Here is a 25001-nt window from a genome sequence, read left to right on the forward strand (position 1 = left end):
ATGGCTTCCGATCTCCTTTCCATCGGCCTCTCCGGCGCCAAGGCTGCACGCACCGCGCTCGATGTCACCGCGCAGAACATCACGAACGCGGCGACGGAGGGCTATGTCCGCCGTACGATCGGCCTCACCGAAGTCGCCTCCACCGGCTACAACCAGAACGTGCGCGACGTCTCGCTTTCGGGCGTACGGGTGGAAAAGATCCTGCGCAACGCCGATGCCTTCCGCCAGAGCGAAGTGCGCCGCACTGGATCGGACACCGCGCGCGCCAATGTCGAGGTGAACGGACTCGGCAACATCGAATCCGCGCTCGAACAGTCCGGCGTCTACCCCGCGATCACCGGCTTTGATGCCGCGCTGCAGAAGCTGCAGGAAGACCCGGTCGATACTTCGCTCCGCGCCTCGGTGATAGAGGCCGCGCGCACGATGGCTGCCACCTTCCAGATCGCCTCCAAGGAGCTGGACGCAGTCGGCAAGGGCCTCCAGTTCCAGGCCGCAGACGGCGTCACGCAAGTGAACCGCATCGCCGGCGAACTCGCGCGCACCAACTTGCGCCTTGCCCGCGCGGCGGACGCGAGCTCCGACCAGACCGCGCTCCTCGATCAGCGCGACAAGCTCCTCGGCGACCTCAGCCAGTACGGCGATGTGAACACGACCCTCGCGCCGGACGGCAGCGTCACGGTCACGCTCGGCAGCACGGCCACCAATGATCCGCTCGTCAGCGGCGGTGCCACCCGCACCCTCGCCATGACCACGGCTTCGGACGGTACCGTCGCCTACACGCTCGATGGCGCGGCGCTGACGCTCGCGGGGGGCTCGCTCGCCGGCCAGCAGCTTGCGCTCGGCAAGCTGGCCCAGCTTCACACCGATCTCGATGATCTTGCCGATACCATCGTGACCAAGGTCAATGCTGCGAATGGCGGCGGCACCGATCGCACCGGTGCTGCGGGCGCCGCTCTCCTCTCCGGAGGCAGCGCCGCGACCATCGCGCTTGCCACCAGCGATCCCGCAAAGATCGCCACCGCCCCCGCCAGCGCGCCGAAGAACAGCCGCGATGCCAGCAATCTCGATGCGATGCGTTCCTCGCTGGCAGCTGCCGATCCGGCGGGCCGGATGGATGCGATCCTCTTCGATATCTCGGCCACCGTCTCCGGCCGCACCGTCACGCGCGATGCGCTCGCCACGATCTCGGACGCAGCCAAGACCGCGCTGTCCGCCCAGACCGGCGTCGATCTCGATGCCGAAGGCGTCAATCTCGTCCGCTACCAGCAGGCGTTCCAGGCCTCGGGCCGGGTCATGCAGGTAGCCGCTTCGATCTTCGATTCGCTGCTCCAGATCCGGTAGGCACCTCATGAGCATCTTCGCCACCAGCACCTCGGCCTTCTATGAACGTTCGACGCAGAACCTTTCGGCGCTGCGCGGACAGGCGGAAGAGCTGCAGAACCAGATCAGTTCGAACAGCAAGATCACCCGCTCGTCCGACGATCCGCTGGCGGCCTCGCAGCTGCGCGCGCTCGCCCGCGCCGAAGCGATCGGCACTATCGATGCCGACGCCACCAACCGCGCCACGACCGATCTCAATCTTGCGGATACCGCGCTGAACCAGTTCGCGACCTACGTCTCGCGCGCGCAGGAACTGGCCACGCAGGCCGCCTCCACGCTCCTGCCTGCCGCGCAGCGCGCCAGCATCGCCTCGGAGCTTGGGCAAATCCACAAGGGCCTCGTCGGCCTCGCCAACTCGCGTGACAGCGCGGGCCGCGCCCTGTTCGGCGGTGACAGCGCGGGCGATGCCTACCAGATCAACGCCTCCACCGGCGCCGCGCAATATATCGGCAGCGGCAGTGCCGGGCAGCTTTCGCTCGGCGATGGCCAGACCGTCAGCCGCAGCCTCACCGGCCCCGAATTCCTCTCGTTCAAGGACCCGGCGGGCAACCAGACCGACCTCATGACGGTCATCAAGTCGCTGTCCGATGCGCTTGCCGGGGGCGCGGCCAGCACCGCCGCCACCGCGCAGACCGCGCTGGGTTCGCTTGCCAATGGCCTTGATGCCATCACCACCGCGCAGACCGTGGTCGGCTCGCGGCTAAGCTGGATCGACATGTCGACCGAACGCCAGCAGGCGATGAGCGAGGCCCGCGCCTCGCAGCAAGAGGATATCGGCGCGCCCGAACTGGGCTCTGCGCTTGCCCGCCTGCAGCAGCTCTCCACCGTGCTCGAAGCGAGCCAGGCCAGCTTCTCCAAGCTCGCCAATCTCTCGCTGTTCGATTTCCTGCGCTGATCTTCAGCTCTTCGGGACCATAAACCGCCATGTATGCTGCCATCGGTATCGTCATTCTCCTCGTCATGGTGTTCGGGGGCTTCGCCATCACCGGCGGCGCGCTCGGCCCGGTCATGGAGGCCATCCCGCATGAAATGCTGATCATCGGCGGCGCGGCGCTCGGTGCCGTGGTAGCCGGCAATTCGCTCCATGAACTGAAAGCCATCGGCGGCGGGCTCGGCAAAGTGTTCAAGGGGCCCAAGCACACCAAGCAGGATCACGTCGATGCCATCGTTCTGTGCACGCGGCTCATGAAGATCCTGCGCAGCGACGGCCCCGTCGCGCTCGAAAGCCATGTCACCGATCCCGCCAACTCGCCGATCTTCGCCGAGTTTCCCAGGATCCTGGCCAACAAGCCGCTCGTCGGCCTGATCTGCGATACGCTCACGCTCATCGTCGTGTCCTCGGGCACGCTGGAGGTCCACGCTGTCGAGGATGTGATGGACCACGCGATGAAAACCCATTTCCACGAAATGAGCGAGCCGCAGCACGCCCTGCAAAACCTGGCGGACGCGCTCCCCGCACTCGGCATCGTCGCGGCGGTGCTCGGCGTGGTGAAGACCATGGGCTCGATCGACAAGCCGCCTTCGGTCCTCGGCGCGATGATCGGCTCGGCGCTCGTCGGCACGTTCATGGGCGTGCTGCTCGCCTATGGCATCGTCGCGCCGCTGGCGGGCCGCCTCAAGCAGGTGCTCGATCAGGATGAGATGATCTTCCAGGCGGTCAAGCAGGTGATCATCGCCAGCTTGCACGGCTGGCCGCAGCCCCTCGTCGTCGAAAGCGCGCGCTCGGGCCTCGGTCATTCGTTCCGCCCCGGCCTTTCCGAACTGCTCGACGCGCTGCGCGGAAGATAGCCCGTGGCACGATCTCCCAAGGGCAAGAACGAGCCGGTTCGCCCGATCATCGTCAAGAAAGTCACCGTCGTCGCGGGCGGCCACCACGGCGGCGCGTGGAAGGTCGCCTATGCGGACTTCGTGACCGCGATGATGGCGTTCTTCCTGCTCATGTGGCTGCTCGGCGCGACGACCGAGAAGCAGCGCAAGGGCATCGCGGATTACTTCACCCCCACGCTGGTGACGATGAAGAAGGGCAGCGCGGGTTCCTATGGCCTGCTCGGTGGTTCCTCGCTCACCGAAGCCGACAGCTACCAGTACCGCGCCGGCCAGACCGGCACCAAGACGCTGACGATCCCGCGCGATGCCACCGGCGGCCCCAAGGATGGCGGCACCAAGGCCAAACGGACCGCCAGCCTTCAGCAGCGGCTCCAGCAGAAGCTCGCGGCGAACGCGAACTTGCGCAAGCTCGCCAAGCAGGTCCACGTCAGCCAGACGCCCGAAGGCATCCGTCTCGATCTGATGGACGATGCCAATTTCTCGATGTTCCGCCTCGGCACCACGATCCTCACCCCCGAAGCCGCCGAACTCGTCCGCGCGATCGGCCAGGCGCTCGGCCCCGACGCGGGCGGCCTCACCGTGCGCGGCCACACCGATGCCCTGCAATGGCGCCCCGGAGACCCCGCCAACAACTGGTCCCTCAGCGCCGGCCGCGCCGAAGCCACCCGCCTTGCCCTGATGAAAAGCGGCGTCACCGAAGGTCGCTTCCGCCGCATCGAAGGCGTCGCCGATCAGGAACCCCTGATCGCGGATAAACCCACCGACCCGAGGAACCGGCGGATGAGCATCCTGCTGATGAACTGAAAGGTCCTCCCCATTTTTGCGCAGCACAAATGGGGAGGTGGCATAGCGAAGCTATGACGGAGGGGTAATTCCTCCCAGCGCTTGCAGGCGAATTCGTCTCGTTCGCTTGCAACCAGCATGCATGAGGCGCAATACTTGTGAATGCTCGCCCGATCCCTACGCGCAGTTGCAATCCTTTTCGGGGTGCTTCTCTTCGTTTGCGCGGTGATGTTCTTCCACAATCGGCCAGCGCTTTACTACGCGGCATGCAAGGTCGGGCTTCCCAATGCGACCCGCCCGGCCGAGTTGTCCGCGAGCCAGCTCGACTGCACGATACTGGGCGACAAAAAGGTTTATTCTGGGGTGCTCTTCTCTGGATACCATGGCAGGGCAGTGCGCCTTGCGGACGGAAGCGGCGCCGCATTCCATTGCGCGGAAGGCGGCTGTGGCCCATTGACCGAGAGGCAGCTTGCACGCCCGAAGGTGCCTAATTGCCCCAAGTTTCCTTATCCAGGCATGGCCAGCGTAGAAGTCGAAGGCTGGCGATCCTTATACCCAACCGGATTTGGGGAGATGAATAGGCAACCAACGGAAATTTACGCGAGTCGAATTCTGAAGGTTGGCCCACCACCCACGAGTGAAGTCGATGGAATGGAAGCAGCTCTGAGAAAAATGCACATGTGCGACTAGCATCGCATGGTGACGAGAACTGGTGTTGACCCGACTCAACTGACATCCACCCCCAAACCCCTTGCACCCCGGCCCCCACCCCGCCTAGCCTGTACCGGGGCTCAGCAGGGGGAACATGGCAATGCGGACAGGATTTGCGAGGGCAGCCATCGCCGCCCTACTGGCGCTGGCATCGCCCGCCGCCGCATCCACGCTCATCACCGGCGCGGCCGTATATGACGGAACCGGCGCGCCAGCCCGCAAGGTCTCCGTCCGCATCGATGGCGACCGCATCCTCGCTGTCGGCGCGCTGAAGCCGCGCAAGGGCGAAACCGTGATCAAGGCACAGGGCCTCGCCCTCGCGCCCGGCTTCATCGATGCGCACAGCCACCACGATAGCGGTGACTACAAGGATCGCAGCATGCCCACGCTGCTGGCCCAAGGCGTCACCACCATCGTCGTCGGGCAGGACGGCGGCAGCCACGGCCCCTTTGCCGAGCTCGCCGCCAAATACGCCGCCCGCCCCGCCGCGATGAATGTCGCCGCCTACACCGGCCACGGCTGGCTGCGCGATTCTGCCATGGGCGCGGACTACAAGCGCACCGCGCGCCCGGCCGAACTCGCCAAGATGCAGGCCCTCCTCGCCGCCGATCTCAAGGCCGGCTCGCTCGGGCTTTCAAGCGGGCTTGAATACGATCCCGGCATCTATTCCGATCACGCCGAACTCGTCGATCTCGCCCGCACCGCGGCAGCGGGCGGCGGGCGCTACATCAGCCACATGCGCAGCGAGGACGTCGCCTTCGATGCCGCGCTCGATGAACTGCTCGATATCGGCAAGCAGACCGGCATCCCGGTGCAGATCTCGCACATCAAGCTCGGCATTGCCGACCGCTGGGGGCAGGCCAAGGCCGTTCTCGCCAAGCTCGACGCCGCCCGCGCGCGCGGGATCAACGTCACCGCCGATATCTACCCTTACGAATACTGGCACTCGACGCTGACGGTGCTTTTCCCCAAGCGCGATTTCACCGATCTTGCCGCCGCGCGCTTCGCGCTCCAGCACCTCACCACGCCCGAGGGGATGCTGCTCGATTACTACGCGCCCGAACCCGCGTTCGAGGGCAAGACCATCGCCCAGATCGCCGCCCAGCGCGGCGAGGAACCCGCCGTCACCTACCTCTGGCTCATCAACCGCGCGCTCGATTGGGAAAAGGCGCACCCCGATGCAGGCGGCGGGGAATCGGTGATCGGCACCGCCATGGCTCCGGCGGACGTGGCCGCATTCCTCGCGTGGAAGCACAGCGTGGTCTGCTCTGACGGCATGATCGGCTCACGCCACCCGCGCGGCGCGGGCGCAATGGCCAAGATCCTGCGCCAGTATGTCCGCGAGCAGCATGTCCTGACGCTGCCCGAAGCCATCCACAAGATGACCGGGCAGACCGCCGAGCAATTGGGCCTCGCCGGGCGCGGCGTGATCCGGGCTGGCTACAAGGCCGATCTCGTGCTGTTCGATCCCGCCACCATCACCGATCATGCCAAGGTGGGCGATTCCGCCGCGCTCGCCACCGGCGTTTCACGCGTCATCGTGAACGGCAAGCTTGTCTACGCCGATGGCAAGCCCACCGGCACCTGGCCCGGCCAGTTCCTCAAGCGGGGTCAACCCTGATGCAACGCCGCGCTTTTCTTGCGTCCGGCCTCGCCGCCGGAGCCGCCGGCGCCGTGCTTGCCGCCACCCGCGCCGCTGCCGCGCCGATCCTCTCCGCCACGAACTTCGGCCTCACCCTTGCGCAGGCGCAGCGGCGCAATGGGTGGATCGAAGTCGATGCAGCGGCTTTCACGGCCAATATCGCCACCTTGCGCAAGATCGTCGGCCCTTCGCGCATCTGCGCGGTGATGAAGGCGGACGCCTACGGGAATGGCATCGCGCTCCTCATCCCCTCGGTCATCAAGGCCGGGATCACCGATGTCGCGATCACCTCCAACGACGAAGCCCGCGTCGCGCGCCAGCTGGGCTATCGCGGGAGGCTCTACCGCATCCGCCTCGCCGCGCCGGAGGAAATGGAAGATGCCATGGGCACCGGCCTTGTCGAGCTGATCGGCAATGCCGAAGCCGCCGCCCGGCTCGAAGCGCTCTGGCGCCAGCGCCGCCCGCGCTTCCCGCTCCCCGTCCACCTCGCGCTCAATGCTGGCGGCATGTCGCGCAACGGGGTCGAGCTTTCCACCGATTACGGCAAGGCCGATGCCCGCGCCATGCTCGCGCTCAAACGCCTGCGCATCGCGGGCGCGATGACGCATTATCCCAGCGAGGAAGCGGCAGACATCCTTGGCCAACTCGCCCGCTACAAGGAAGACCTCGCCTGGTTGCAAGGCGAAGGCCTGAAGACGGAAGGGTTCACGCGCCACACCGCCAATACCTTCGCCACGCTCACCCAGCCCGATACCCGGCTCGACATGGTCCGCGTCGGCGGCGCGCTTTATGGCGATCTCGGCTCGGTCAAGACCAGCGCTTTCGTCCCCGTCTCGACGATCAAGTCGCGCATCGCTGCCGTAAACCATTATCCTGCCGGCCAGACCGTGGCGTACGATCGCACCTTCCGGCTGGAGCGCGAGAGCTGGCTGGCGAACGTGCCCATCGGCTATTCGGACGGCCTTCGCCGCAGCTTCAGCCATTCCAACCGGCCCGAATTCCCGGCGGAAGGCAAGAACCACACCGAAGTCCTCATCCGCGGCCGCCGCGCGCCCGTCGTCGGGCGCGTCACCATGAACACGCTCATGGTCGACGTCACCGAGCACCGCGACGCGCGGCTGGACGATGAAGTCGTCCTCTTTGGCGCGCAAGGCGCAGACCGCATCACCCACGCCGAGTTCGAAGCCAATTCGAGCACCTACATCTCCGAAATGCTCAACGTGCTCGGCGCTGCGCTGCCACGGGTGCTCAAGCCCCGCTGAACACCAAGAACCCGGCGATCCGCGCAGGGATCGCCGGGCAAGGTGCGCACCCGGTGGAGAACGGGCGTGCTGGAAGAGCGCAAGCTTAACGCAGCAACGAGAGCACGTTCTGCTGGCTCTGGTTGGCCTGCGCGATCATCGCGGTCGAAGCCTGGCTCAGGATCTGGGCCTTGGCCATCGCGGTCGTTTCAGCCGAATAGTCGGTGTCCTGAATGCGCGAACGCGCGTCCGACAGGTTGGTGATGTTGTCGTTCAGGTTGTTGACGGCCGATTCCAGGCGGTTCTGGCCGGCACCGAACGTCGCACGGGTCGAGTTGACGTTGGCGAGCGCGGCATCGACGTTGTCGATCGTGGTCGAAGCATTGGCCGCCGACGAAACATCGAGCGCCTGGGTCGTCGAGGCCGAGTCGTAGGACGTATCCGTGCCGCCAAACAGCTTGGTGCCATCGAATGCCTTCGAAACGATGTCAACGGTGTCGGAGGTATTGGCGCCGGTCTGGATCGAGACCGTCTTGTCGTCTGAACCGTCAGCTGCCGGCGCTGCGCCGACCACCGAGAACACCGCGTTGCCGTTGAACTTGGTGTTGTTGAGCACGTCCGAGATCTGGGCGTTGAGGTTGCCGACTTCCGACTGCATCGCGTCACGGTCGGACTGCTGGTAGGTGCCCGACTTCGACTGCACCGCCAGTTCGCGGACGCGCTGCAGCATGTTGGTCACTTCGTTCAGCGCGCCCTCTGCGGTCTGCGCCATGCTGATGCCGTCGTTGGCGTTGCGCACGCCCTGGCTCATGCCCTTGATCTGCGAGGTCATCGTCGTTGCGATGGCGAGGCCTGCAGCGTCGTCCTTCGCGCCATTGATGCGCTTGCCGGTCGAAAGGCGCTCCATCGCCTGACCAGCCATCTTCGAGGCGCTGTTCGAGGCGTTCGCCGCCTTGATCGCGCTGATGTTGGTATTGATAACCGCCATGGTCTGTCTCCGTTAAGAGGGGTCGTTCCCCGGTTGACGCCGGTCGGGGATCGACGCGGCAGCCACGGCAAAGACCGGCAAAAGCCTGCCGGGTTTAAGGGGGGCGTCGGCAGCGATCTGCCGGATCCAAGTAGTAGCCCTTAGGGCGTGCGCGGAGCTTAAAGTTTCGCAGCGCTTGACGTTTTCGCGCGAAAAACAGCCCATCACGATGGTTAAGACGCCAGCACGAACAGGGTTTGGAAACATGAACATTCAGCAGGCAGCGCGCAGCAATGGAGGAAGCGCCGCCATCACGCCCGCCCCGCACGCAGCCTTGCTTGCACGGGCCCGCTCGGTTCTGGGCAGCTTCACCCCTGCCGGAACCTTCACCCTGCGCGGCGCGGAAGAGCCGCCCGCCCCCGGCCTGTTCGATCGCACCGTGCTGCTCTCGCGCGCTGCCGGCAATGCCATCACGCGCGGCCACGGCGGCCGCCACGATCTTGCTTATGCAGACAGCGCCGATCCTGCCGTGCTGGCCGCGCTGATCGCCTGTGCCGCGCCCGTCGGCAGCCCCGTCGCCGCCGATCCCGAAACGCTCTCGGTCCTCGCGCTGGCCGAACGCCTCGCCCAGGCCGAGATCCCGGTGCTCATCAACGGCCCCACCGGCACCGGCAAGGAAGTGCTCAGCCGTTTCATCCATTTGCGCTCGCCGCGCGCCGCCGCGCCGTTCATCGCGATCAATTGCGCTGCCATGCCCGAGACGATGCTCGAGGCCATGCTGTTCGGCCACCAGAAGGGCGCGTTCACCGGCGCGAACGCTGCGGCGGAAGGCTTCTTCCGCGCCGCGCATGGCGGCACGCTGCTGCTCGACGAAATCGCGGAAATGCCCCTCGCGCTGCAAGCCAAGCTCTTGCGCGTACTGCAGGAAGGCGAAGTCGTGCCGCTCGGCGCCACCAAGCCGGTCAAAGTGGACGTGCGCGTGATCGCCTGCGCCAACCGCGATCTGCCGAGCGAAGTCGAGGAAGGCCGTTTCCGCGCCGACCTCTACTACCGCCTCAACGTCTTTCCCTTGGAACTCTCCGCCCTGCGCGATCGCCCCGCCGACATCGCCCCGCTCGCGTTTGCGATGGTGTTGCGCCATGTCCCTGCGGGCCGGACAGTTCCGTGGATCGGCGAGGCTGCGCTGGCCATGCTCGAGGCTCACGCCTGGCCCGGCAACGTGCGCGAACTCGAAAACGTCATGCGCCGCGCGCTGCTTCTGGCGGGCGACGCCCCCGAGATCGGCATGCAGCACATCGTCTTCGATCGCCCGGTGCGCGTGGCAAGCGATCCCGTCGCCACCGACCCAGCACCCGGCATGACGACAATTCCGGGCGGCAAGCTTTCCAACATCGTCCAGCTTTCCGAAACCCGCGCCATCCTCGCCGCGCTCGACAGCTGCGGCGGCAGCCGCGTCGCCGCCGCGCGCAAGCTCGGCATTTCGGAACGCACCTTGCGCTACCGCCTCGCCGAATTCCGCGAGAACGGCATCGCCGTGGCCGGTAGCCGGCGATGAGCGGCATCGGGGGCATCAATGGAGCTGGGGGGCTCCAGCAGATCATGGCGCTGCGCCAGCAGATCATCGATCGCTCGCAGCTTCTCCAGCAGGTCCGTACGCCCGCGGCCAGCGCGCCCGAAACCGTGCAGGAAGCGCCTGCAAACGGCTTCACCTCGGCGCTCAAGTCCGCGCTCGATAATGTGAACGCGTCGCAGGAAAACGCCTCGAAGCTCAGCGAAGGCTACGACAAGGGCGAGGTGACCGACATCGCCAAGGTCATGCTCGCCAGGCAGGAAGCCGGCGTCGCCTTCGAGGCCACGCTGCAGGTGCGCAACAAGCTGCTCACCGCCTACCAGGACATCATGAGGATGGGGGTCTGATAGATGACCGATCCAACCGCACCCAGTCTCTCGCTCTTCGCCCCGCTGACCGATCCGGCGGGCGGCGGCATGCTCGCGCGCACCGGCGCGTTCCTTGGCCAGCCGCCGATGCGCCGCGCGCTGCCATGGTTTGCGGGCGTCTCTGCCGCCGGCCTCACCGCGCTGCTCTACATGACCATGGCCCCCGCGCCGCAGCGCATCCTCTATAGCGATCTCAACGACAGCGAGCGCGCGCAAGTCGTCGCCGCGCTGGACAAGGCCTCGATCGCCTACACTATCGACAACGCCACCGGCGCGGTCACCGTGGGCGAGAACGACCTTTACAAGGCGCGCATGGTCGCCGCCTCCGATGGCGCGCTCGCCACGCCTGAAACCGGCGCGCAGATGCTCGACAAATTGCCGATGGGCGCCAGCCGCACGCTGGAGGGCGAACGCCTCCTCGCCGCACGCGAACGCGAGCTTGAACTCACGGTCATGCAGATCGACGGCGTGGAGGCCGTCCGCGTCCACCTCGCCGAACCGGAAAAGTCCGTTTTCGTCCGCGATAACGCCGCCCCCACCGCCTCGGTCATGGTCAAGCTCGCGCGAGGACGCCAACTGGCCGACAGCCAGGTCAGCGCCATCGTCAACCTCGTCGCGGGCTCGGTGCCTTCCCTGTCGGTCGATGCGGTCAAGGTAATCGACCAGCACGGCCGCTTGCTCTCCTCGGCCAAGCCCGGCGAGACCGACCGGCTCGATCTGCAATCGCGCATGGAGGAAAAGCTGCGCAGCCAGGTCTCGCAGCTGCTCACGCCGATGCTCGGCGAAGGCAACTTCTCCAGCGAGATCCAGGTCGATCTCGATATGGACCAGCTCACCTCCGCGCGCGAAAGCTATGACAAGCAAGGCGTGGTCCGCTCCGAAACGCAGTCCGCCTCACAAGGCGCGGGCGCGGGCACCGCAGTTGGAGTCCCCGGCGTCCTGTCCAACACTCCGCCGCCGCCGACCACCGCCCAGCCCGGCGCGCCCGGTGCCACGCCCACCCCGGGCGCAAGCCCCACGCCTGCTCCCTCACCGTCCGCCACCGGCGAAAGCTCCTCCGCGCGCACTTACGAACTCGGCCGCGAAGTCGCCGTCACCAATCAGACGCCCGGCAAGATCAAGCGCCTCTCGGTCGCCGTCGCGCTTTCGGGCGCGATCATGGCCAAGGCCAAGCCTGCCGAGATCGACCAGATCAAGCAACTCGTTGCCGCCGCCGTCGGTGCCGATACCGCGCGCGGCGATCAGGTCGCGGTCGTGGTGCGCAATTTCAGCCCTGTCGCCGTCACCCCGCCCGCCTTCTGGGAAACCCCGTGGTTCGCGATGATCGTGCGCAATGCCGTGGCGCTCCTCGCCGTGCTGCTCACCCTGCTGCTCGGCGTGCGCCCGCTGATCAAGGCGCTGAAGCGCGATCCCGCGCCCGTCATCGTCAAGGATAACGCAGACTCCGCCGGCACCAGCGAAGGCGAGGAAAGCGAGGCCCTCGAAGAGGGCGACAACGCCGAAAGCCCCGCCCGCCGCCGCCGCAAGAAGATCCAGCGGATCGAACCGATCGTCGATCCCGAGACCGGCGAGATCGATCCCGATGCGCTCAGCCGCCAGGTCGGCGTCGCCCAGCGCATCGTGGTCCAACAACCCGAAAACGCGCTCAACGCGCTGCGCCAGCTGCTCAACGAACCCGCACCCGAGGGAATGGAATGACCACCGAGGCCCAGGCCCAGACCGGCGGCGAAATCAGCGGCCCTACCCGCGCTGCCGTCATGATGATGCTGCTCGACGATGATCATGCCGCCGCACTGCTTGCCCAGCTCGAACCCGCCGAGCTGCGCCTGCTCGGCGCGAAGATGTGCGAGATCGGCGAGATCGACGCCGATGCGATCACGCAGGCCCTGCAGAGCTTTGTCGACAATGCCGCGCAGGTCACCATCGGGGCCAACGACCGTGTTGGTCAGGTGCGCCAGCTGATGATGCATGCGGTGGGCGACGTCAAAGCCGACAACCTCATGCAGCGCATCGCCCCCGATGCGCCGCGCCCCGGCTCCAGCCTCGAACTCGCGCGCTGGCTCACTCCGCATGCGCTCGTTCCGCTGGTGCAGGGCGAACATCCGCAGGCGCTCGCGGTGCTCCTCGTCCAGCTCGATCCGGATGTCGCCGCCGGCGTGCTCCATGCCCTCCCCGAAGCGCTCCAGCCGCAAGTGGTCCAGCGCATCGCCACGCTCGGCCCCGTCGCGCCCGAGGCCATCGCCATGCTCGAAGACCTCCTCGCGCAGCGCATCACCGAATGCCACGGCAGCGCCGCGCTCAACATGGGCGGCCCGCGCGAGGCGGCAGACATCATCAACGCTTCGGCCCGCACGGTCGAGAAGCGGGTCATGCCCGAGATCGCGCGGGCAGACAAACAGCTCGCCAAGGCCATCGAGAACGAGATGTTCAAGTTCGAGCACCTCTTCGTGCTCGACGACAAGTCGATGGGTTCGCTGCTCCGCGAAGTCGATTCCGATACGCTCATCGCCGCGCTCAAGGGCATCGGTGCCGAACAACGCGAGTGCTTCTTCCGCGCCATGTCGAGCCGCGCTGCCGAAGGCGTGCGTGATGAGATCGATGCGCGCGGCCGCATGAAGATGGCCGAAGTGGTCGAGGCGCAGAAGGCCGTGGTCACCGCCGCCCGCCGCCTTGCCGCCGAAGGCACGATCGTGTTCGGCGCGGGCGACGACGACTATGTCTGAGGCCGCCCCGGGCACGATGGTCCGCGCGCTCTCGCTCGCCGAACTCGGAGGCGGGAGCACCGGCTTCCTGCGCCGCAGTAAATGGGGACAGTCCCCCATTTTTGCCGAGCCATCCGAACCGCCCCCAGCCGAGCCCGAGGAAGATCCCGAAACGCGCGCTTTTGCCGCGGGCTATGCACAAGGCGCCGCCGATGCCGAAGCCGCCTTCACCGAAGCGTTCGCCGCGCAAGATGCCGCCCGCGCCAAGCTTGAGCTCGCCTTCGGCCGCCTCGATGCAGACCTCACGCGCGAGCTCGAAGCGCGCCTGCGCGATACGGTCCTCGCGCTCTGCGCCCCGCTGCTGGGTGAATATGCCGCCGATGCCGATGCCCTCGCCGCCCGCGTCACGGTTGCCGCCGGCATGCTCGCGCGCGCGGCAGACGAGCGCGTGATCCGCCTCCACCCCGAAGACCTCGCGCTGCTCGCCGCGCGCCTCCCCGAAGACTGGCACTTCGAGCCCGACCCCGCCCTCGAACGCGGCGCGCTGCGCATCGAGGGCAGCGCGGGCGGCGTCGAGGACGGCCCCGGCACATGGCAGCGCGCCCTCAGCGATGCGCTTTCCTCATGCTAAGCACCATAGTCCCCCTCCTCGCCCGCTGCGAGGAAGCCCAGCCCGATTTCGCCCCGCGCCGCTACGGTCTCGTCACCGCCTGCGATGGCGGCCTGCTCGAAGTCAGTGGCCTGTCGCTCCCCATCGGCGCGCAATGCCGCATCGCGCACGGTTCCGGTTCGCTCCTCGCCGAAACAATCGGCTTCAGGGCCGGGCGCATGCTGATGATGCTCCTCGGCGATACCGTACTCCTCCGCCCCGGCGCGCGCGTTCGCCCCGAAGGCAAGCCCGGCATGCTCCCGGTCGGCGAGGCCTTCCTCGGCCGCGCGGTGGACGGCGAGGGCCTCCCCATCGACGGCGGCCCGCCCATCGCCGCCCGCGCCGAATGGCCTTCGGGCGGCGTGCGCACCAGCGCGCTGGACCGCGCCCCCGTGCGCGAAACCTTCGATGTCGGCGTCCGCGCGCTCAACGCGCTCACCACCTTCGGCGTCGGCCAGCGCATCGGCGTGATGGCCGGCTCGGGCGTCGGCAAGTCGGTCCTGCTCGACATGATCGCGCATGGCACCGAAGCGGAGATCGTCATCGTCGGCCTGATCGGCGAACGCGCGCGCGAAGTGAGCGATTTCGTTGAAAAACACATGTCCGGCCCCCGCCGCGCCCGCAGCGTTGTTGTCGCCGTGCCCGCCGATCATGCGCCCAACTTGCGCATTCGCGGCGCCATGCTCGCCACCTCGATGGCCGAATACTTCCGCGCCGCCGGGCATCAGGTGCTGCTCATCATGGATAGCCTCACCCGCGTCGCCCACGCGGGCCGCGAGATCGCGCTGCTGCTCGGCGAACCCGGCGCCGCGCGCGGCTACCCGCCTTCCGCGCTCGCCACGATCACCAAGCTGGTCGAGCGCGCGGGCAATTCGGCGGCGAGCGGCGGCTCGGTCACCGGCCTCTACACCGTGCTGGCAGATGGCGACAATCAGGACGACCCCGTCGTCGATACCGCCCGCGCGATTCTGGATGGTCATGTCGTGCTCTCGCGCGATCTCGCCCAGCGCGGGCAATACCCCGCCATAGACATCGCCGCCTCCCTCAGCCGCGTGATGAACGATATCGTCGATCCGCTGCACCAGGCCGATGCCCGCGCCTTTCGCGCGCTGATCGCCAACTATGAGGCGAACCGCGATCTCGTGCTCATGGGCGCCTACCGCGCCGGGGCCGATCCGCAGCTCGATCGCGCCATCGCCATTCACGGCGCGCTCACCCAGTTCCTCAGCCAGCCCCAGCGCGAGGTCGTCCCCATGGACCGCAGCGTGGCTGAACTTGCCGAACTGATGGCCGCGTGAGCAGCGCCGACCGCGCCAAGCTCAAGCGCCTGCGCAGGCTCGAACGCCTGCGCGGCATCGCCCGCCAGACTGCGCTCGGCGAAGCTGCCCGCGCCGAAAGCGCCCTCGCACAAGTCGCCAGTCTCGAAGCGCGCACCGCCGCGCTGATCAAGGCCTATCGCCTGCGCAGCGATGCGCGCGATGGCGGCGAACTGCGGCAGACGCGGCAATTCGTCGCCGGCCTCACCCGCATCGCCGATGCCACTGCAGCCGATCTCGTCCGCGCGCGCGAGGCCGCCGATGCCCGCGCCGCCGAAGCCGCCGAAGCCGAACGCCGCCGCGCTGCGGTGGACGACCGGATCGAGGCCGCACAGCAGCGCATGGCCCGCAAGGCTGCGGAAAATGCGCATCCCTCAGCACCGTCCGGTCCGCTTGGCACGCCTCTTGAATAGCAGCCGTTAACCAAGCCTCTCGCCAAGGACCGCCGCCCGCCATGACCGCGCCTGCCTCCGCCCTGCCTTCCAGCGTCGCAGCAGCAGTCCCCACCCACGGGGCCGCTCCGGCTGCAGCAGCATCCGGCGCGCAGGGCGCCGAAACGCCCGGCTTTGCGGCGCTTCTAGCGCGCGAAGTGCCAGCTTCCGCCGATCCGCAGCTCACCGCCTCGCTGACCCTCACCGCTCCTGTCCAGGCCCCCGCATTGCCAACCGAGGTGGCCATCACGCCGGATACCCCGGCAGAACCCGGCAAGACCTTGCCGCCCGCCCGGCAGGCGCTTGCCGTATCGCCACTCGCGTTCACGCTTGTCGCCGCGCAAGTCCTCAGCGCAGCCAAGCCCGCCGCAAGCGAAGCACCAGAGCCTGCGGAGAAGACCGCCAGCGACCAGCCCCAGACTGTAACCACCACACTCGTCCTCGCGCTGACCGGCGCGGCGTTTCCCCAATCCGCTCCTGCCGCTGCTCCCGCCGCCGCGGCAGCATCGACCAAGCCCGCTCAAACCGTCGTGCCCGCACAGGGCCTCACTCCAGCCACCCCACGTGCCGCCGATGCCGCAGCGGCTCCGGTTCCCGCCGCGCAAACCACCCACCCAGCGGCCTTCGCCGTCGCCAGCCTCGTGTTCGAAAGCGAAGCAGCAGCCGTCCCCGCGCCGCAGCAGCCCGCCAGCCCGGATCAAGCCGCGCCTGAAACCGCCGTGCAAAACACCGCCCGCGCGCAGCCCTCGACGCTCGCCGCGCTGACCGGCACCCCCACGCCTGATCGCCCCGCAGCGCGCAAGCTCCGCGCCGAGGCCGAGCCCGCGCTCCCTGCCGCAAAGATCGCGGCCCTCCCGGCGCCTGAAACCGCCGCCGCGCTCGCGCAGGCCCAGCCCACGTTCGCGCCCGCCGCCACACTCACGGCGCCAGCCGCCACCGGAGCGCAGCCGATCAGCTTCGACCAGCTCGTCGATTCCATCGCCCGCGCGCGCGATGGTCTGGAGCCCGCTGGCCCTGTCGCTGTCGCCATGCGCCACGCCGAATTCGGCCGCATCTCGCTTCGCATCGAGGGCGATGCCACCGGCCTCTCGGTCGCGCTGGCGAGCCCCGATCCCGCCTTCGCTCCTGCTGTCGCCGCTGCTCATGCCGCTGCCTCGGCGGAACCCGCGCGCGTGGCCTCCGCCCCCGAAACGTCCGGCCAGACCCTGACTCAGGGGCAAGGGCAGGGGCAAGCGCAGGGGCAGGGCCAGCCCGGCACCGGCCACCAGCGCCAGAGCGCCTACACCTCCGCCTCCCAGCGCCCCGCCGCCAACCCGGCCCGCTCGCCCGCATCCACTGACGAACGCCGCGGCGGCATCTTCGCCTGACCCCATTCAAGAGACCCGTAAGGACCACCGATGAGCGAGAAGAAGGACAAGGACGCCAAGCCCAAGAAGAAGGGCGGCGGCATGATGCTGAAGATCGGCGCTGCCGGCGCGCTGCTCGCCGTGGGCGGCGGCGGTGCCTACGGACTCGTCGCTGCCGGGATCATCGGCGGCAGCGGACACGAAAACGAGCATGAGGACAAGAATCCCAAGCTCATCAAGAAGGGCGAGGAAGACCCCTATGCCCCGGCCGCCAAGGAAGGCGAGCACGGGGGCGAAGGCGGCGGCGGTCACGAAGTCGATGGCGAAGGCGGCAGCGAATACCGCACCGCCTATTTCAGCTTCACCGATGATTTCACGTCGAACATGAAGGATTCGGACATGCTGGTGCAGGTCAGCATCGCCTGCTCCACCCACCGCGATTACCGCGTGATCCTCTGGTTGCAGAAGCACGAGCTCGCCATACGCTCGGCCCTGCTCACCGCAATCGCCGATACGCCGGGCGCGGACGTCCAGTCCGCCGAGGGCAAGACGCACCTGCAGAAGCGCCTCGTCGCCACGATCAACAAGGTGCTCACCGATACCGAAGGCTTCGGCGGGGTGGATGCCGTCTACTTCAAGACCTTCATCGTCCAGTAACGTCGGCCCGCTGCCATGAAACCGCAACGCCCTCTCGTCGCCCAGCGGCCGCTTGCCCGGCACAGCGAGGCGCTGCTCCGCCCGGCCCCCGCCGCGGCCGAGCTGCTGCCCGTGCTGGCACGCGCGGGTGAGAGCCTTGCGCGCAAGCTGCGCCTCGCGCTCGCGCCGATTCATGGCGGCGAGGCGGCCATGGTCGAATGCAGCCCGCCGGCAGAGATGACCGCAGGCGCGTTCGCACCGCCCGGACTGGTCGCGATCAGCCTCCTTGCCGCAGGCGCGGCAGGCCACCCCCTGCTTTCGGCGATCGAGGGCGATACGGTCCTGCGCCTGCTCGACCTCGCGTTCGGCGGCCCCGGCGAGGCACCCTCACCGCTCCCGCGCGAACTCCCGCTGTCTGCCGAACTCATGGTCCAGCGCATCGAAACGCTGATCGCCGCCCCACTGGCCGCTGCGCTCGGGCTGGAAGGCGGCATCCGGCCATCGCACCGCGCCGCCACCATGGCCGAGCTTGCCGCGCTGGCCGAGGATACCCCGCTCGCCGTCCTTACTTTCGCGATCCGCGAAGGCGCGCGCCCGGCGTGGTCGCTGCGGCTCGGCTTTCCCATGGCCTCGCTCGCTGATCTCACCGGCGCTGCGCGCCCGGCCCTCGGCCCCGCGCGGGCTGCTGCCCCTGCCGATCCGCGCGATCCCCCCTTCGCGGACATGCCGCTCACCGTGCGCGCAGTGCTCGTCGATGTGCCGCTCCCGCTCGCAACGCTCTCCGCGCTCGAAATCGGGCAGGTCCTCGCCGTCCCGGTCGCCCGCAGCGTGCCCTTGCGCATCGGCGAGGCGCTCGTGGGCCACGGCACCGTCGGCGCGGTGGACGACCGCGTCGCCCTTCAGTTCACCCAGCTCGCCTGATCCGGCGACCCATCCCAGGATGCCCTCATGACCTTCCAGACCCGCGGCTTCGAATTCCTCAAGGATGTCGACGTGCGCCTCACCGTCGAACTTGGCCGCACCGAGATGAAGCTCAAGGACGTGCTCTCGCTCAGTGAGGAAAGCGTCGTCATGCTCGACCGCCTCACCGACGAGCTGCTCGATGTCATGGTCAACGGCAAACTCATCGCGCGCGGCGAAGTGGTGGCGCAGGGCGAACGCTTCGGCCTGCGCATCGTGGAGCTCGTCGGGCAGGAGGCGCAAGTCTGATGCTCTGGTACCTCCTCAAGCTCGCCATCGTCCTGCCGCTGATCGCCGGGCTCGCCTGGGCCAGCCTCAGGTTCGCCCGCCGCATGGAAAAGCGCTTCAGCCCCACCGGCGGGCAGCGCAGCGTCAAAATCATCGAGACGCAGTGGCTCGGCCCCGGCCAGCGCATTGCCGTGCTCGAGTTCCGGGGGCGCGAGATCCTCGTCTCGGCCTCGAAGCAAGGCCTCGTGCGGCTGGCCGAAGTGCCCGCGCGTGCAGCCGGCGAGGATTGATCCGGTGAAGCTCATCCACCTCCTGATCCCCGCTGCGCTGGTCGCGCTGGCCATGGCCCTCCCGGCCCACGCCGCCGATCTTGCCGCCGCCGCGCCCGCTGCCGCCCCCACTGGAACCGCCATCCCCGGCGCGCTCGATCGCGCGTTTGGCCAGATCGCAGGCGCGCAGTCGAACGGCAGCCTCTCGCTCTCGCTCCAGCTGCTCCTCATCATGGGGCTGCTCACGATCCTGCCCAGCCTCCTGCTGATGATGACGAGCTTCACCCGCATCCTCGTCGTCCTCGCGATCCTGCGGCAGGCGCTTGGCCTTCAGCAGTCGCCGCCCAATCAGGTGCTGATCGGCCTTTCGCTGTTCCTCTCGCTGTTCATCATGGCCCCCACGCTCGACAAGGTGAACGCGAACGCGATTGCGCCCTATTCCGCCGGCACCATCAACGCCGAGCAGGCCGTCACCGTCGCCGGGACCGAATTCCACGCCTTCATGATTCGCCAGACGCGCGAGCACGATCTCCAGATGTTCGCCGCCATGGCCAAGGCCCCCAAGTTCGCGAAGACCGCCGACGTCCCCTTCTCGATCCTCCTCCCCGCCTTCGTCACCAGCGAACTCAAGACGGCATTCCAGATCGGCTTCATGCTGTTCCTGCCGTTCCTGGCGATCGATCTCGTGGTCTCGTCGGTGCTGATGAGCCTCGGCATGATGATGATGTCCCCCACCATCGTTTCCCTGCCGTTCAAGCTCCTGCTGTTCGTCCTCGTCGATGGCTGGGCGCTGCTGATGGGCAGCCTCGCCGCGAGTTTCGGCTGATGAACGACACCGCCGCCCTCCTTGCCCTCGCCGACCGGATGCTCTGGGTCACCGCGCTCGTCGCCGCCCCGGTGCTGCTCGCCAGCCTGGCCGTCGGCCTCGTCGTCGGCGTGGTGCAGGCCGCCACCTCGATCAACGAGCAGACGCTCACCTTCGTCCCCAAGCTCGGCGCGATCGCGCTTGTGCTGGTGCTGCTCGGCAGCGCGATGATGGGCCTGATCGGCGATTTCCTCGTCGAGATCTTCGCCCAGATCGCGCAGACCGGGAAGTGAAGGCCGGGAAATGATCGCCACCGCCGTAAGCCCCATCTGCAAAAGCCCCTCCCCGATGGGGAGGGGTTGGGGAATGGTATCCCCCGCCAGCGCTGTACCCCCTCCCCCAGCCCCTCCCCACTGGGGAGGGGGGGAAGCCACATGATCGCCCTCCACTTCGGCTTCGGCGCGCTGGAGGCCGAATTCTGGCGCATGATCTTCGTGATGACGCGCATCGGCGCCGCGCTCCTCGCCGCGCCGCTATTCGGCGCGAACTCCGTCCCCATGCAATTGCGCGTCAGCCTTGCCGGTGCCGTCGCGGTGCTGGTCTGCGCCTGGACCCCGGTCGCCGCGCCGCCCGCGCTGTTCACGCTCTCAGGCCTCCTCATCACCGCGCAGGAAATCCTCATCGGCCTCTCGCTCGGCTTTGTCCTGCAGTGGAGCTTCGCCGCCCCGCTCATCGCCGCCGAAATGATCGGCGGCTCGATGGGCCTCAGCATCGCCTCAGCCGCCGATCCCGTCAGCGGCGCGCATTCGCCGGTGCTCGGCCAGTATTTCTCGGTGCTGCTCACCGTGCTGTTTCTCGGCCTTGGCGCGCACCTCACCTGGTTTGCGCTGATCGTCGAAAGCTACAGCGCGTTTCCTCCCGGCTCTGCGTGGTTCACGCCTGATCGCATGATGCTCGTCACCAGCTTCGGCGCGCAGATGCTCACCGCCGCCATCGCCATCGCGCTGCCCGTCACGCTGCTGCTGCTCCTCGTGCAAGTGATGACCGGAGTGATCAGCCGCTCGGCCCCCAGCCTCAATCTCTTTTCCTTGGGCCTGCCCGCAGGCGTCCTCGCCGGCATCGCCGCGCTGATCCTCACCGCCCCGCTGCTGACCGACCGGCTGAGCGACCTCTCGCTCGCCGCCGTCACCCAGGCCGCCCAGCTCGTAAGCGCCAAGCATGGCTGAGGAAACACCGGGCGAAAAGACCTTCGCCCCCACCGAAAAGCGCCGCACCGACGCCGCCAAGAACGGCGACGTCCTGCGCCCGCGCGAACTCGGCATCGCGATCAGCGTGCTGGGCGGCGCGGCCTGGCTGCAATTCGCCGGGCCGTGGGTGCTCACCAGCCTCCAACGCATGGCGCGCATCGGCCTCGTGTGGGACCGCGCCAGCCTCGAACGGTTCGACGCTGCCCCGCTGATCCACGCCGCGCTGCTCACCGCGCTGCCCCCGGTGCTCACCCTCGGCGGCCTGCTCATGGCCGCCGCATTGATCTCGCAGCTCGGCCTTGGCGAGGGCCGCTGGGTCGGCGGCAACCTCGCGCCCAAGGCCTCCCGCCTCGATCCCATGAGCGGCCTCAAGCGCATGTTCGGCCCGCAAGGCTGGATCGAACTCGCCAAGGGCCTCGCAAAACTCGTGCTCCTCGGCGCGATCGCTTACGTCTGGATCAAAGGCCGCATCCCCGCCATCGTCGGCCTCGGCGGCGGAGAGCTGCGCGGCCAGCTCGCCTATAGCTGGGACACGCTCCTCGCCCTACTCTACGCGCTCGGGGGCGGCCTCGTCGTCATCGCGCTCGTCGATTATCCCGTGCAGTGGCTGCGCCGCATGATGCGCCTCAGAATGTCGCTGCAAGACCTCAAGGACGAGAGCAAGGAAAGCGAAGGCTCGCCCGAACGCAAGGCCGCGATCCGCCAGCGCCAGCGCCAGATCGCGATGGGCGGCCTCGCTTCGGCGATGAAGGAAGCCCAGTTCGTCATCACCAACCCGACGCATTTCAGTCTCGCGCTTGCCTACGATCCGGAAAAGGCCCCTGCCCCCGTCGTGCTCGCCAAAGGGCGCGGTGAAAAGGCGCTCGCGATGCGCGAAATGGCCGCCGAAATGGCCGTCCCCACGCTCTCCTCGCCTGCGCTCGCCCGCTCGGTATACTTTACCACGCGCGAGAACCAGATGATCCGCGAGGAGCTCTATGCCGCCATCGCTGCCGTGCTCGCTTTCGTGCTGGCCCTGAAGCGAGGCGACGCCCCGCCTCAGCCCCAGGTCGATGTCCCGCTAGAACTTCGTTTCGACGCCGAAGGCCGCCCCGAGGCGGCTTAACCGCGCGCCCTTTTCGCCGTTCTGGAAAGCATGGCTACCACCTCCGCCACCTCCTCGAACTCGGCCACCTCCAATCTGGTGTCGACGCTCGGCGGGGGCAGCGGAATCAACATGACCCAGCTCGCCGAGCAGCTGGCTGCCGCGCAATACGCCGCGCGCCTCGATCAGATCACCGCGAAGACGGACCGGATTGCCTCCCAGATTTCCTCCGCCTCCACGCTGAGAAGCATGATCACCAGCCTCGCCTCCTCGCTGGGCGACCGCGTACGCACCGGCGATCTGGCCGCCACGCCGCAGATCGCAAACAGCACCGTCGCACAAGTCAGCAAGGGCGCCGCCACCGGGCGCGGCACCTCCACGCTCGAGGTCACCTCGCTCGCCAAGGCGCAGACCCTCGTCACGCCTCCGCTCGCGTCCAGCACCACCCCCGTCGGCGCGGGCACGCTCACCCTGCGCTTCGGCACCGTCAGCGGCGGCACCTTCACCGCAGATACGGCCCGCGCCGCAGTCGATATCACGATCCCCACCGGCGCCACGCTCGATACCGTCGCCGCCGCGATCAACGGCAGCGGCGCGGGCGTCACCGCCTATGTGGCCACCGGCACCAGCGGCGCGCAGCTCGTGCTCAAGGGGCAGGACGGCGCAGCCAACGGCTTCGTCCTGGAAGCCACGGAAAGCCCGACAGAACCCGGCCTCGCCGCCCTCGCCTGGAGCCCTTCGGGCGATGCCACCCGGCTCAAGGCCCCCGCGACCGACGCCGCCTTCGTCCTCGATGGGGTCGCGCGCACCTCGAAGACGAACACCATCGCCGATGCCGCCCCCGGCCTTTCGCTCAAGCTCACCGGCACCAACCCGGGCACCCCCACCACGATCAGCTACAGCGAGCCGGGCGGCGCGATCACCACCGCGATGCAGGATCTCACCGCCGCGCTCAATGAGATGGTATCCGAACTCAACAAGGATACGGATCCCACCACCGGCGCGCTCAGCAACGATCCCGGCGCGCGCGCCCTGCGCCGCCAACTGACCACCTTGGCCAGCGCGGAGGTCATGCCCGCCAATGCCACCGGCGCCCCCACCACGCTCGCCGATCTCGGCCTCAAGACCAACCGCGACGGCACATTCGCGCTCGATACGACGCGCCTCGCCGCCACGGTGAAGCGCGATCCCATCGGGACGGCTGCGATGTTCACCACCGGGCTCTACGGGGTCTTCGCGACCTTCGACAAACTTGCCCGCACCGTCAGTTCCAGCACCGACACGTCCACGCTCGGCGGCTCGATCGCGCGGCTCACAAAGCTGCAGACCACGCTCGGCACGCAGAAGAGCACGATGGAAACCAAGCAGGAAGACCTGCGCCAGCGCCTCGTCTCGCGCTTCGCCAAGCTCGATACGAACATCAATGGCTCAAAATCGACGCTGTCGTTCCTGCAGCAGCAAATCGACGCCTGGAACGGGAAGAACAACTGATGCAGCTGCGCAAGGACCCCGGAGAAACCTACCGCCGCGTCGATTTCGACGCACGGGTCAAGGGTGCCAGCTCGCTCCAGCTCGTCGCGCTGTGCCTCGAACAGGCCGCAGGCTCGCTCGGCCGCGCGATTTACGCGCAGGAGCATGGCGACAATTCTGCCAAGAGCGCCGCGCTCACCCGCGCCGTCGCCGCGATCACTGCGCTCGAACTCGGGGTCGATACCGCAAACCCCGTCAGCCAGCCGCTGCTCCAGCTCTATCAGGCCGCGCGCCGCACCATACTCGACAATGCACTACGCTTCGATGCCCGGCAGCTGGAAACGATCCGCACCGATCTCCTCGATATCCGCGAGGCGATGCTCGGCACCGCGAACTGAACCTTAGTTCGCGGTCTTCAGCGCCATTTCGTCAAACAGCTTCTGCGCCATCAGCACCGCCGCCGGCGCATTGATCGCCGTGCCGTCTGCGCCCACTTCCAGCGCCAGCGCGGGGTTGGCAGTGAACACCGGGCCGCCGACCATGACGCCGATCATCTGGTTGCGCGATTCCCGCCTGATCAGCCGGATCGTTTCCTCCAGCGCGGGGAGCGAGCGTTCCGAACCGACGGTCAGCCCCGCCACGGCATACCACTGCGCGCTCGCCGCCTTGGCGATTTCGGCGGCGCTACGGTCGAACGCGGATTCCACGTCCCAGCCCGCACCTTCCAGAAATCGCCGGACCATGCTCGCACCGAACGAGTGCTGGTCCCCCGGAGTCATCGCCATCAGCACGGTGCGGCGCGTGTCGAGCCCCGGCAACAGGTGCGATCCGTTGAACATGGCCAGCAGCTTCTGCAGCCGCGCCACGCCCAGCGTCACGTCGATGAAATCGCACTCGTCCTGGTCCCACAGCTGGCCCAGATGGCGCGCTGCCGGTTCCAGCAATTCGAGGAACAGCGTATCCAGCAAAAGGCCGCGGTCGCGCAGCACGAGGATGTAGGAAACCGCCGCCTCCAGATCGCTCCCCAGCACGATATGCGCGAGGCCCGAGATATCCGAACTGCTGGGCGCCAGCACCTCGACCACCAACTCAACCGGCGGTGCATCGGGCAGAACTTCGGTGTGGAGCCGCAGCAACTGCGGAATGATCCGCTCCGCCACAACCTCGGCCAGCCGCGCCTGCCGGATGGCAACGTCATCGCGGCGATAGACTTCAGGCGAGACGAAATGCGCCTCGAGCCTTTCAATTCCCCGCCGATCAATTGCCGGCATTGCAACCCTGGCCGCCCGTCCCATGGCGAAAATTCCCCCAACGCTCACAACCGCTTACGAGTCGTTAAGAGCTAAGACACCACATCCGCCCCACCCTG

General features: G+C 67.7%; 26 protein-coding genes. 24 read left to right on the top strand and 2 right to left on the bottom strand.

Annotation, left to right across the window (positions count from 1 at the left end; translation table 11 throughout):
- The 6 genes from flgK to alr all read left to right on the top strand — a co-directional run bounded on the left by flgK (window position 1) and on the right by alr (window position 7605).
- The gene (flgK, locus tag ACODS2_RS07310; protein ID WP_488998219.1) at window positions 1-1341 is read left to right on the top strand and encodes a flagellar hook-associated protein FlgK; all 1341 of its coding nucleotides are present in this window, start codon (window positions 1-3) and stop codon (window positions 1339-1341) included.
- Between the two features lie 7 nt (window positions 1342-1348).
- Entirely contained in the window at window positions 1349-2275 is a 927-nt protein-coding gene (locus ACODS2_RS07315; RefSeq protein ID WP_488998220.1) for a flagellin N-terminal helical domain-containing protein, read from the top strand.
- Between the two features lie 29 nt (window positions 2276-2304).
- A complete protein-coding gene (gene motA, locus ACODS2_RS07320) occupies window positions 2305-3168 on the top strand; it encodes a flagellar motor stator protein MotA (RefSeq protein ID WP_488998221.1) in 864 nt (287 codons plus the stop codon).
- 3 nt (window positions 3169-3171) lie between these two features.
- Window positions 3172-4011, top strand: a complete 840-nt coding sequence (locus tag ACODS2_RS07325; RefSeq protein ID WP_488998222.1) for a flagellar motor protein MotB — start codon at window positions 3172-3174, stop codon at window positions 4009-4011.
- A 790-nt stretch (window positions 4012-4801) separates the two neighbouring features.
- On the top strand, window positions 4802-6322 hold the full coding sequence (locus tag ACODS2_RS07330; RefSeq protein WP_488998223.1) for an N-acyl-D-amino-acid deacylase family protein: 1521 nt from the start codon (window positions 4802-4804) through the stop codon (window positions 6320-6322).
- On the top strand, window positions 6322-7605 hold the full coding sequence (gene alr, locus ACODS2_RS07335) for an alanine racemase (RefSeq protein WP_488998224.1): 1284 nt from the start codon (window positions 6322-6324) through the stop codon (window positions 7603-7605). The genes ACODS2_RS07330 and alr overlap by 1 nt, the downstream gene beginning before the upstream one ends.
- Before the next feature lie 85 nt (window positions 7606-7690).
- On the opposite strand, the gene ACODS2_RS07340 is transcribed toward alr, so the two are convergent.
- Window positions 7691-8572, bottom strand: a complete 882-nt coding sequence (locus ACODS2_RS07340; RefSeq protein ID WP_488998225.1) for a flagellin N-terminal helical domain-containing protein — start codon at window positions 8570-8572, stop codon at window positions 7691-7693.
- Window positions 8573-8816: 244 nt separating this feature from the next.
- Between ACODS2_RS07340 and ACODS2_RS07345 the strand changes: the two genes are divergently transcribed.
- From ACODS2_RS07345 to ACODS2_RS07430, 18 genes are all read left to right on the top strand, one after another.
- Window positions 8817-10106: a sigma-54 interaction domain-containing protein gene (locus ACODS2_RS07345; RefSeq protein WP_488998226.1), complete on the top strand. Its 1290-nt coding sequence runs from the start codon at window positions 8817-8819 to the stop codon at window positions 10104-10106.
- Window positions 10103-10468, top strand: a complete 366-nt coding sequence (fliE, locus tag ACODS2_RS07350; RefSeq protein ID WP_488998227.1) for a flagellar hook-basal body complex protein FliE — start codon at window positions 10103-10105, stop codon at window positions 10466-10468. Before ACODS2_RS07345 ends, fliE begins: the two co-directional genes overlap by 4 nt.
- 3 nt (window positions 10469-10471) lie before the next feature.
- Complete coding sequence (gene fliF / locus ACODS2_RS07355) at window positions 10472-12187, top strand: flagellar basal-body MS-ring/collar protein FliF (protein WP_488998228.1); 1716 nt, start codon at window positions 10472-10474, stop codon at window positions 12185-12187.
- Window positions 12184-13212, top strand: a complete 1029-nt coding sequence (fliG, locus tag ACODS2_RS07360) for a flagellar motor switch protein FliG (protein ID WP_488998229.1) — start codon at window positions 12184-12186, stop codon at window positions 13210-13212. Before fliF ends, fliG begins: the two co-directional genes overlap by 4 nt.
- Window positions 13205-13822 (top strand): FliH/SctL family protein, encoded by a 618-nt coding sequence (locus ACODS2_RS07365; protein WP_488998230.1) that lies wholly within the window; start codon window positions 13205-13207, stop codon window positions 13820-13822. The genes fliG and ACODS2_RS07365 overlap by 8 nt, the downstream gene beginning before the upstream one ends.
- On the top strand, window positions 13816-15138 hold the full coding sequence (locus ACODS2_RS07370) for a FliI/YscN family ATPase (RefSeq protein WP_488998231.1): 1323 nt from the start codon (window positions 13816-13818) through the stop codon (window positions 15136-15138). Before ACODS2_RS07365 ends, ACODS2_RS07370 begins: the two co-directional genes overlap by 7 nt.
- Entirely contained in the window at window positions 15135-15569 is a 435-nt protein-coding gene (locus ACODS2_RS07375) for a hypothetical protein (RefSeq protein WP_298166795.1), read from the top strand. The genes ACODS2_RS07370 and ACODS2_RS07375 overlap by 4 nt, the downstream gene beginning before the upstream one ends.
- Before the next feature lie 41 nt (window positions 15570-15610).
- Window positions 15611-16954 (top strand): hypothetical protein, encoded by a 1344-nt coding sequence (locus tag ACODS2_RS07380; protein WP_488998232.1) that lies wholly within the window; start codon window positions 15611-15613, stop codon window positions 16952-16954.
- Window positions 16955-16984: 30 nt separating this feature from the next.
- Complete coding sequence (locus tag ACODS2_RS07385; protein ID WP_488998233.1) at window positions 16985-17590, top strand: flagellar basal body-associated FliL family protein; 606 nt, start codon at window positions 16985-16987, stop codon at window positions 17588-17590.
- A 15-nt stretch (window positions 17591-17605) separates the two neighbouring features.
- A complete protein-coding gene (locus ACODS2_RS07390) occupies window positions 17606-18490 on the top strand; it encodes a FliM/FliN family flagellar motor switch protein (protein ID WP_488998234.1) in 885 nt (294 codons plus the stop codon).
- A gap of 27 nt (window positions 18491-18517) precedes the next feature.
- The gene (gene fliN / locus ACODS2_RS07395) at window positions 18518-18778 is read left to right on the top strand and encodes a flagellar motor switch protein FliN (protein ID WP_488998235.1); all 261 of its coding nucleotides are present in this window, start codon (window positions 18518-18520) and stop codon (window positions 18776-18778) included.
- Window positions 18778-19047, top strand: a complete 270-nt coding sequence (locus ACODS2_RS07400; RefSeq protein WP_298166786.1) for a flagellar biosynthetic protein FliO — start codon at window positions 18778-18780, stop codon at window positions 19045-19047. Before fliN ends, ACODS2_RS07400 begins: the two co-directional genes overlap by 1 nt.
- Before the next feature lie 52 nt (window positions 19048-19099).
- Window positions 19100-19852, top strand: coding sequence for a flagellar type III secretion system pore protein FliP (gene fliP, locus ACODS2_RS07405; protein WP_488998605.1), 753 nt, complete (start codon window positions 19100-19102; stop codon window positions 19850-19852).
- Window positions 19852-20124: a flagellar biosynthetic protein FliQ gene (locus tag ACODS2_RS07410; RefSeq protein ID WP_421836954.1), complete on the top strand. Its 273-nt coding sequence runs from the start codon at window positions 19852-19854 to the stop codon at window positions 20122-20124. Before fliP ends, ACODS2_RS07410 begins: the two co-directional genes overlap by 1 nt.
- Window positions 20125-20265: 141 nt before the next feature.
- Entirely contained in the window at window positions 20266-21057 is a 792-nt protein-coding gene (fliR, locus tag ACODS2_RS07415; protein ID WP_488998236.1) for a flagellar biosynthetic protein FliR, read from the top strand.
- Window positions 21050-22183 carry an EscU/YscU/HrcU family type III secretion system export apparatus switch protein gene (locus tag ACODS2_RS07420; RefSeq protein WP_488998237.1) on the top strand — a complete coding sequence of 378 codons (1134 nt, stop codon included), beginning with the start codon at window positions 21050-21052 and terminating at the stop codon, window positions 22181-22183. The genes fliR and ACODS2_RS07420 overlap by 8 nt, the downstream gene beginning before the upstream one ends.
- A gap of 30 nt (window positions 22184-22213) precedes the next feature.
- Window positions 22214-23653, top strand: coding sequence for a flagellar filament capping protein FliD (gene fliD / locus ACODS2_RS07425; RefSeq protein WP_488998238.1), 1440 nt, complete (start codon window positions 22214-22216; stop codon window positions 23651-23653).
- Window positions 23653-24030 (top strand): flagellar export chaperone FliS, encoded by a 378-nt coding sequence (locus ACODS2_RS07430; RefSeq protein ID WP_488998239.1) that lies wholly within the window; start codon window positions 23653-23655, stop codon window positions 24028-24030. The genes fliD and ACODS2_RS07430 overlap by 1 nt, the downstream gene beginning before the upstream one ends.
- A 3-nt stretch (window positions 24031-24033) precedes the next feature.
- On the opposite strand, the gene ACODS2_RS07435 is transcribed toward ACODS2_RS07430, so the two are convergent.
- Window positions 24034-24903 carry a cobalamin B12-binding domain-containing protein gene (locus tag ACODS2_RS07435; RefSeq protein ID WP_488998240.1) on the bottom strand — a complete coding sequence of 290 codons (870 nt, stop codon included), beginning with the start codon at window positions 24901-24903 and terminating at the stop codon, window positions 24034-24036.
- Window positions 24904-25001: the final 98 nt, after the last annotated feature.

The organism is Novosphingobium sp. FG137 (assembly GCF_057809735.1).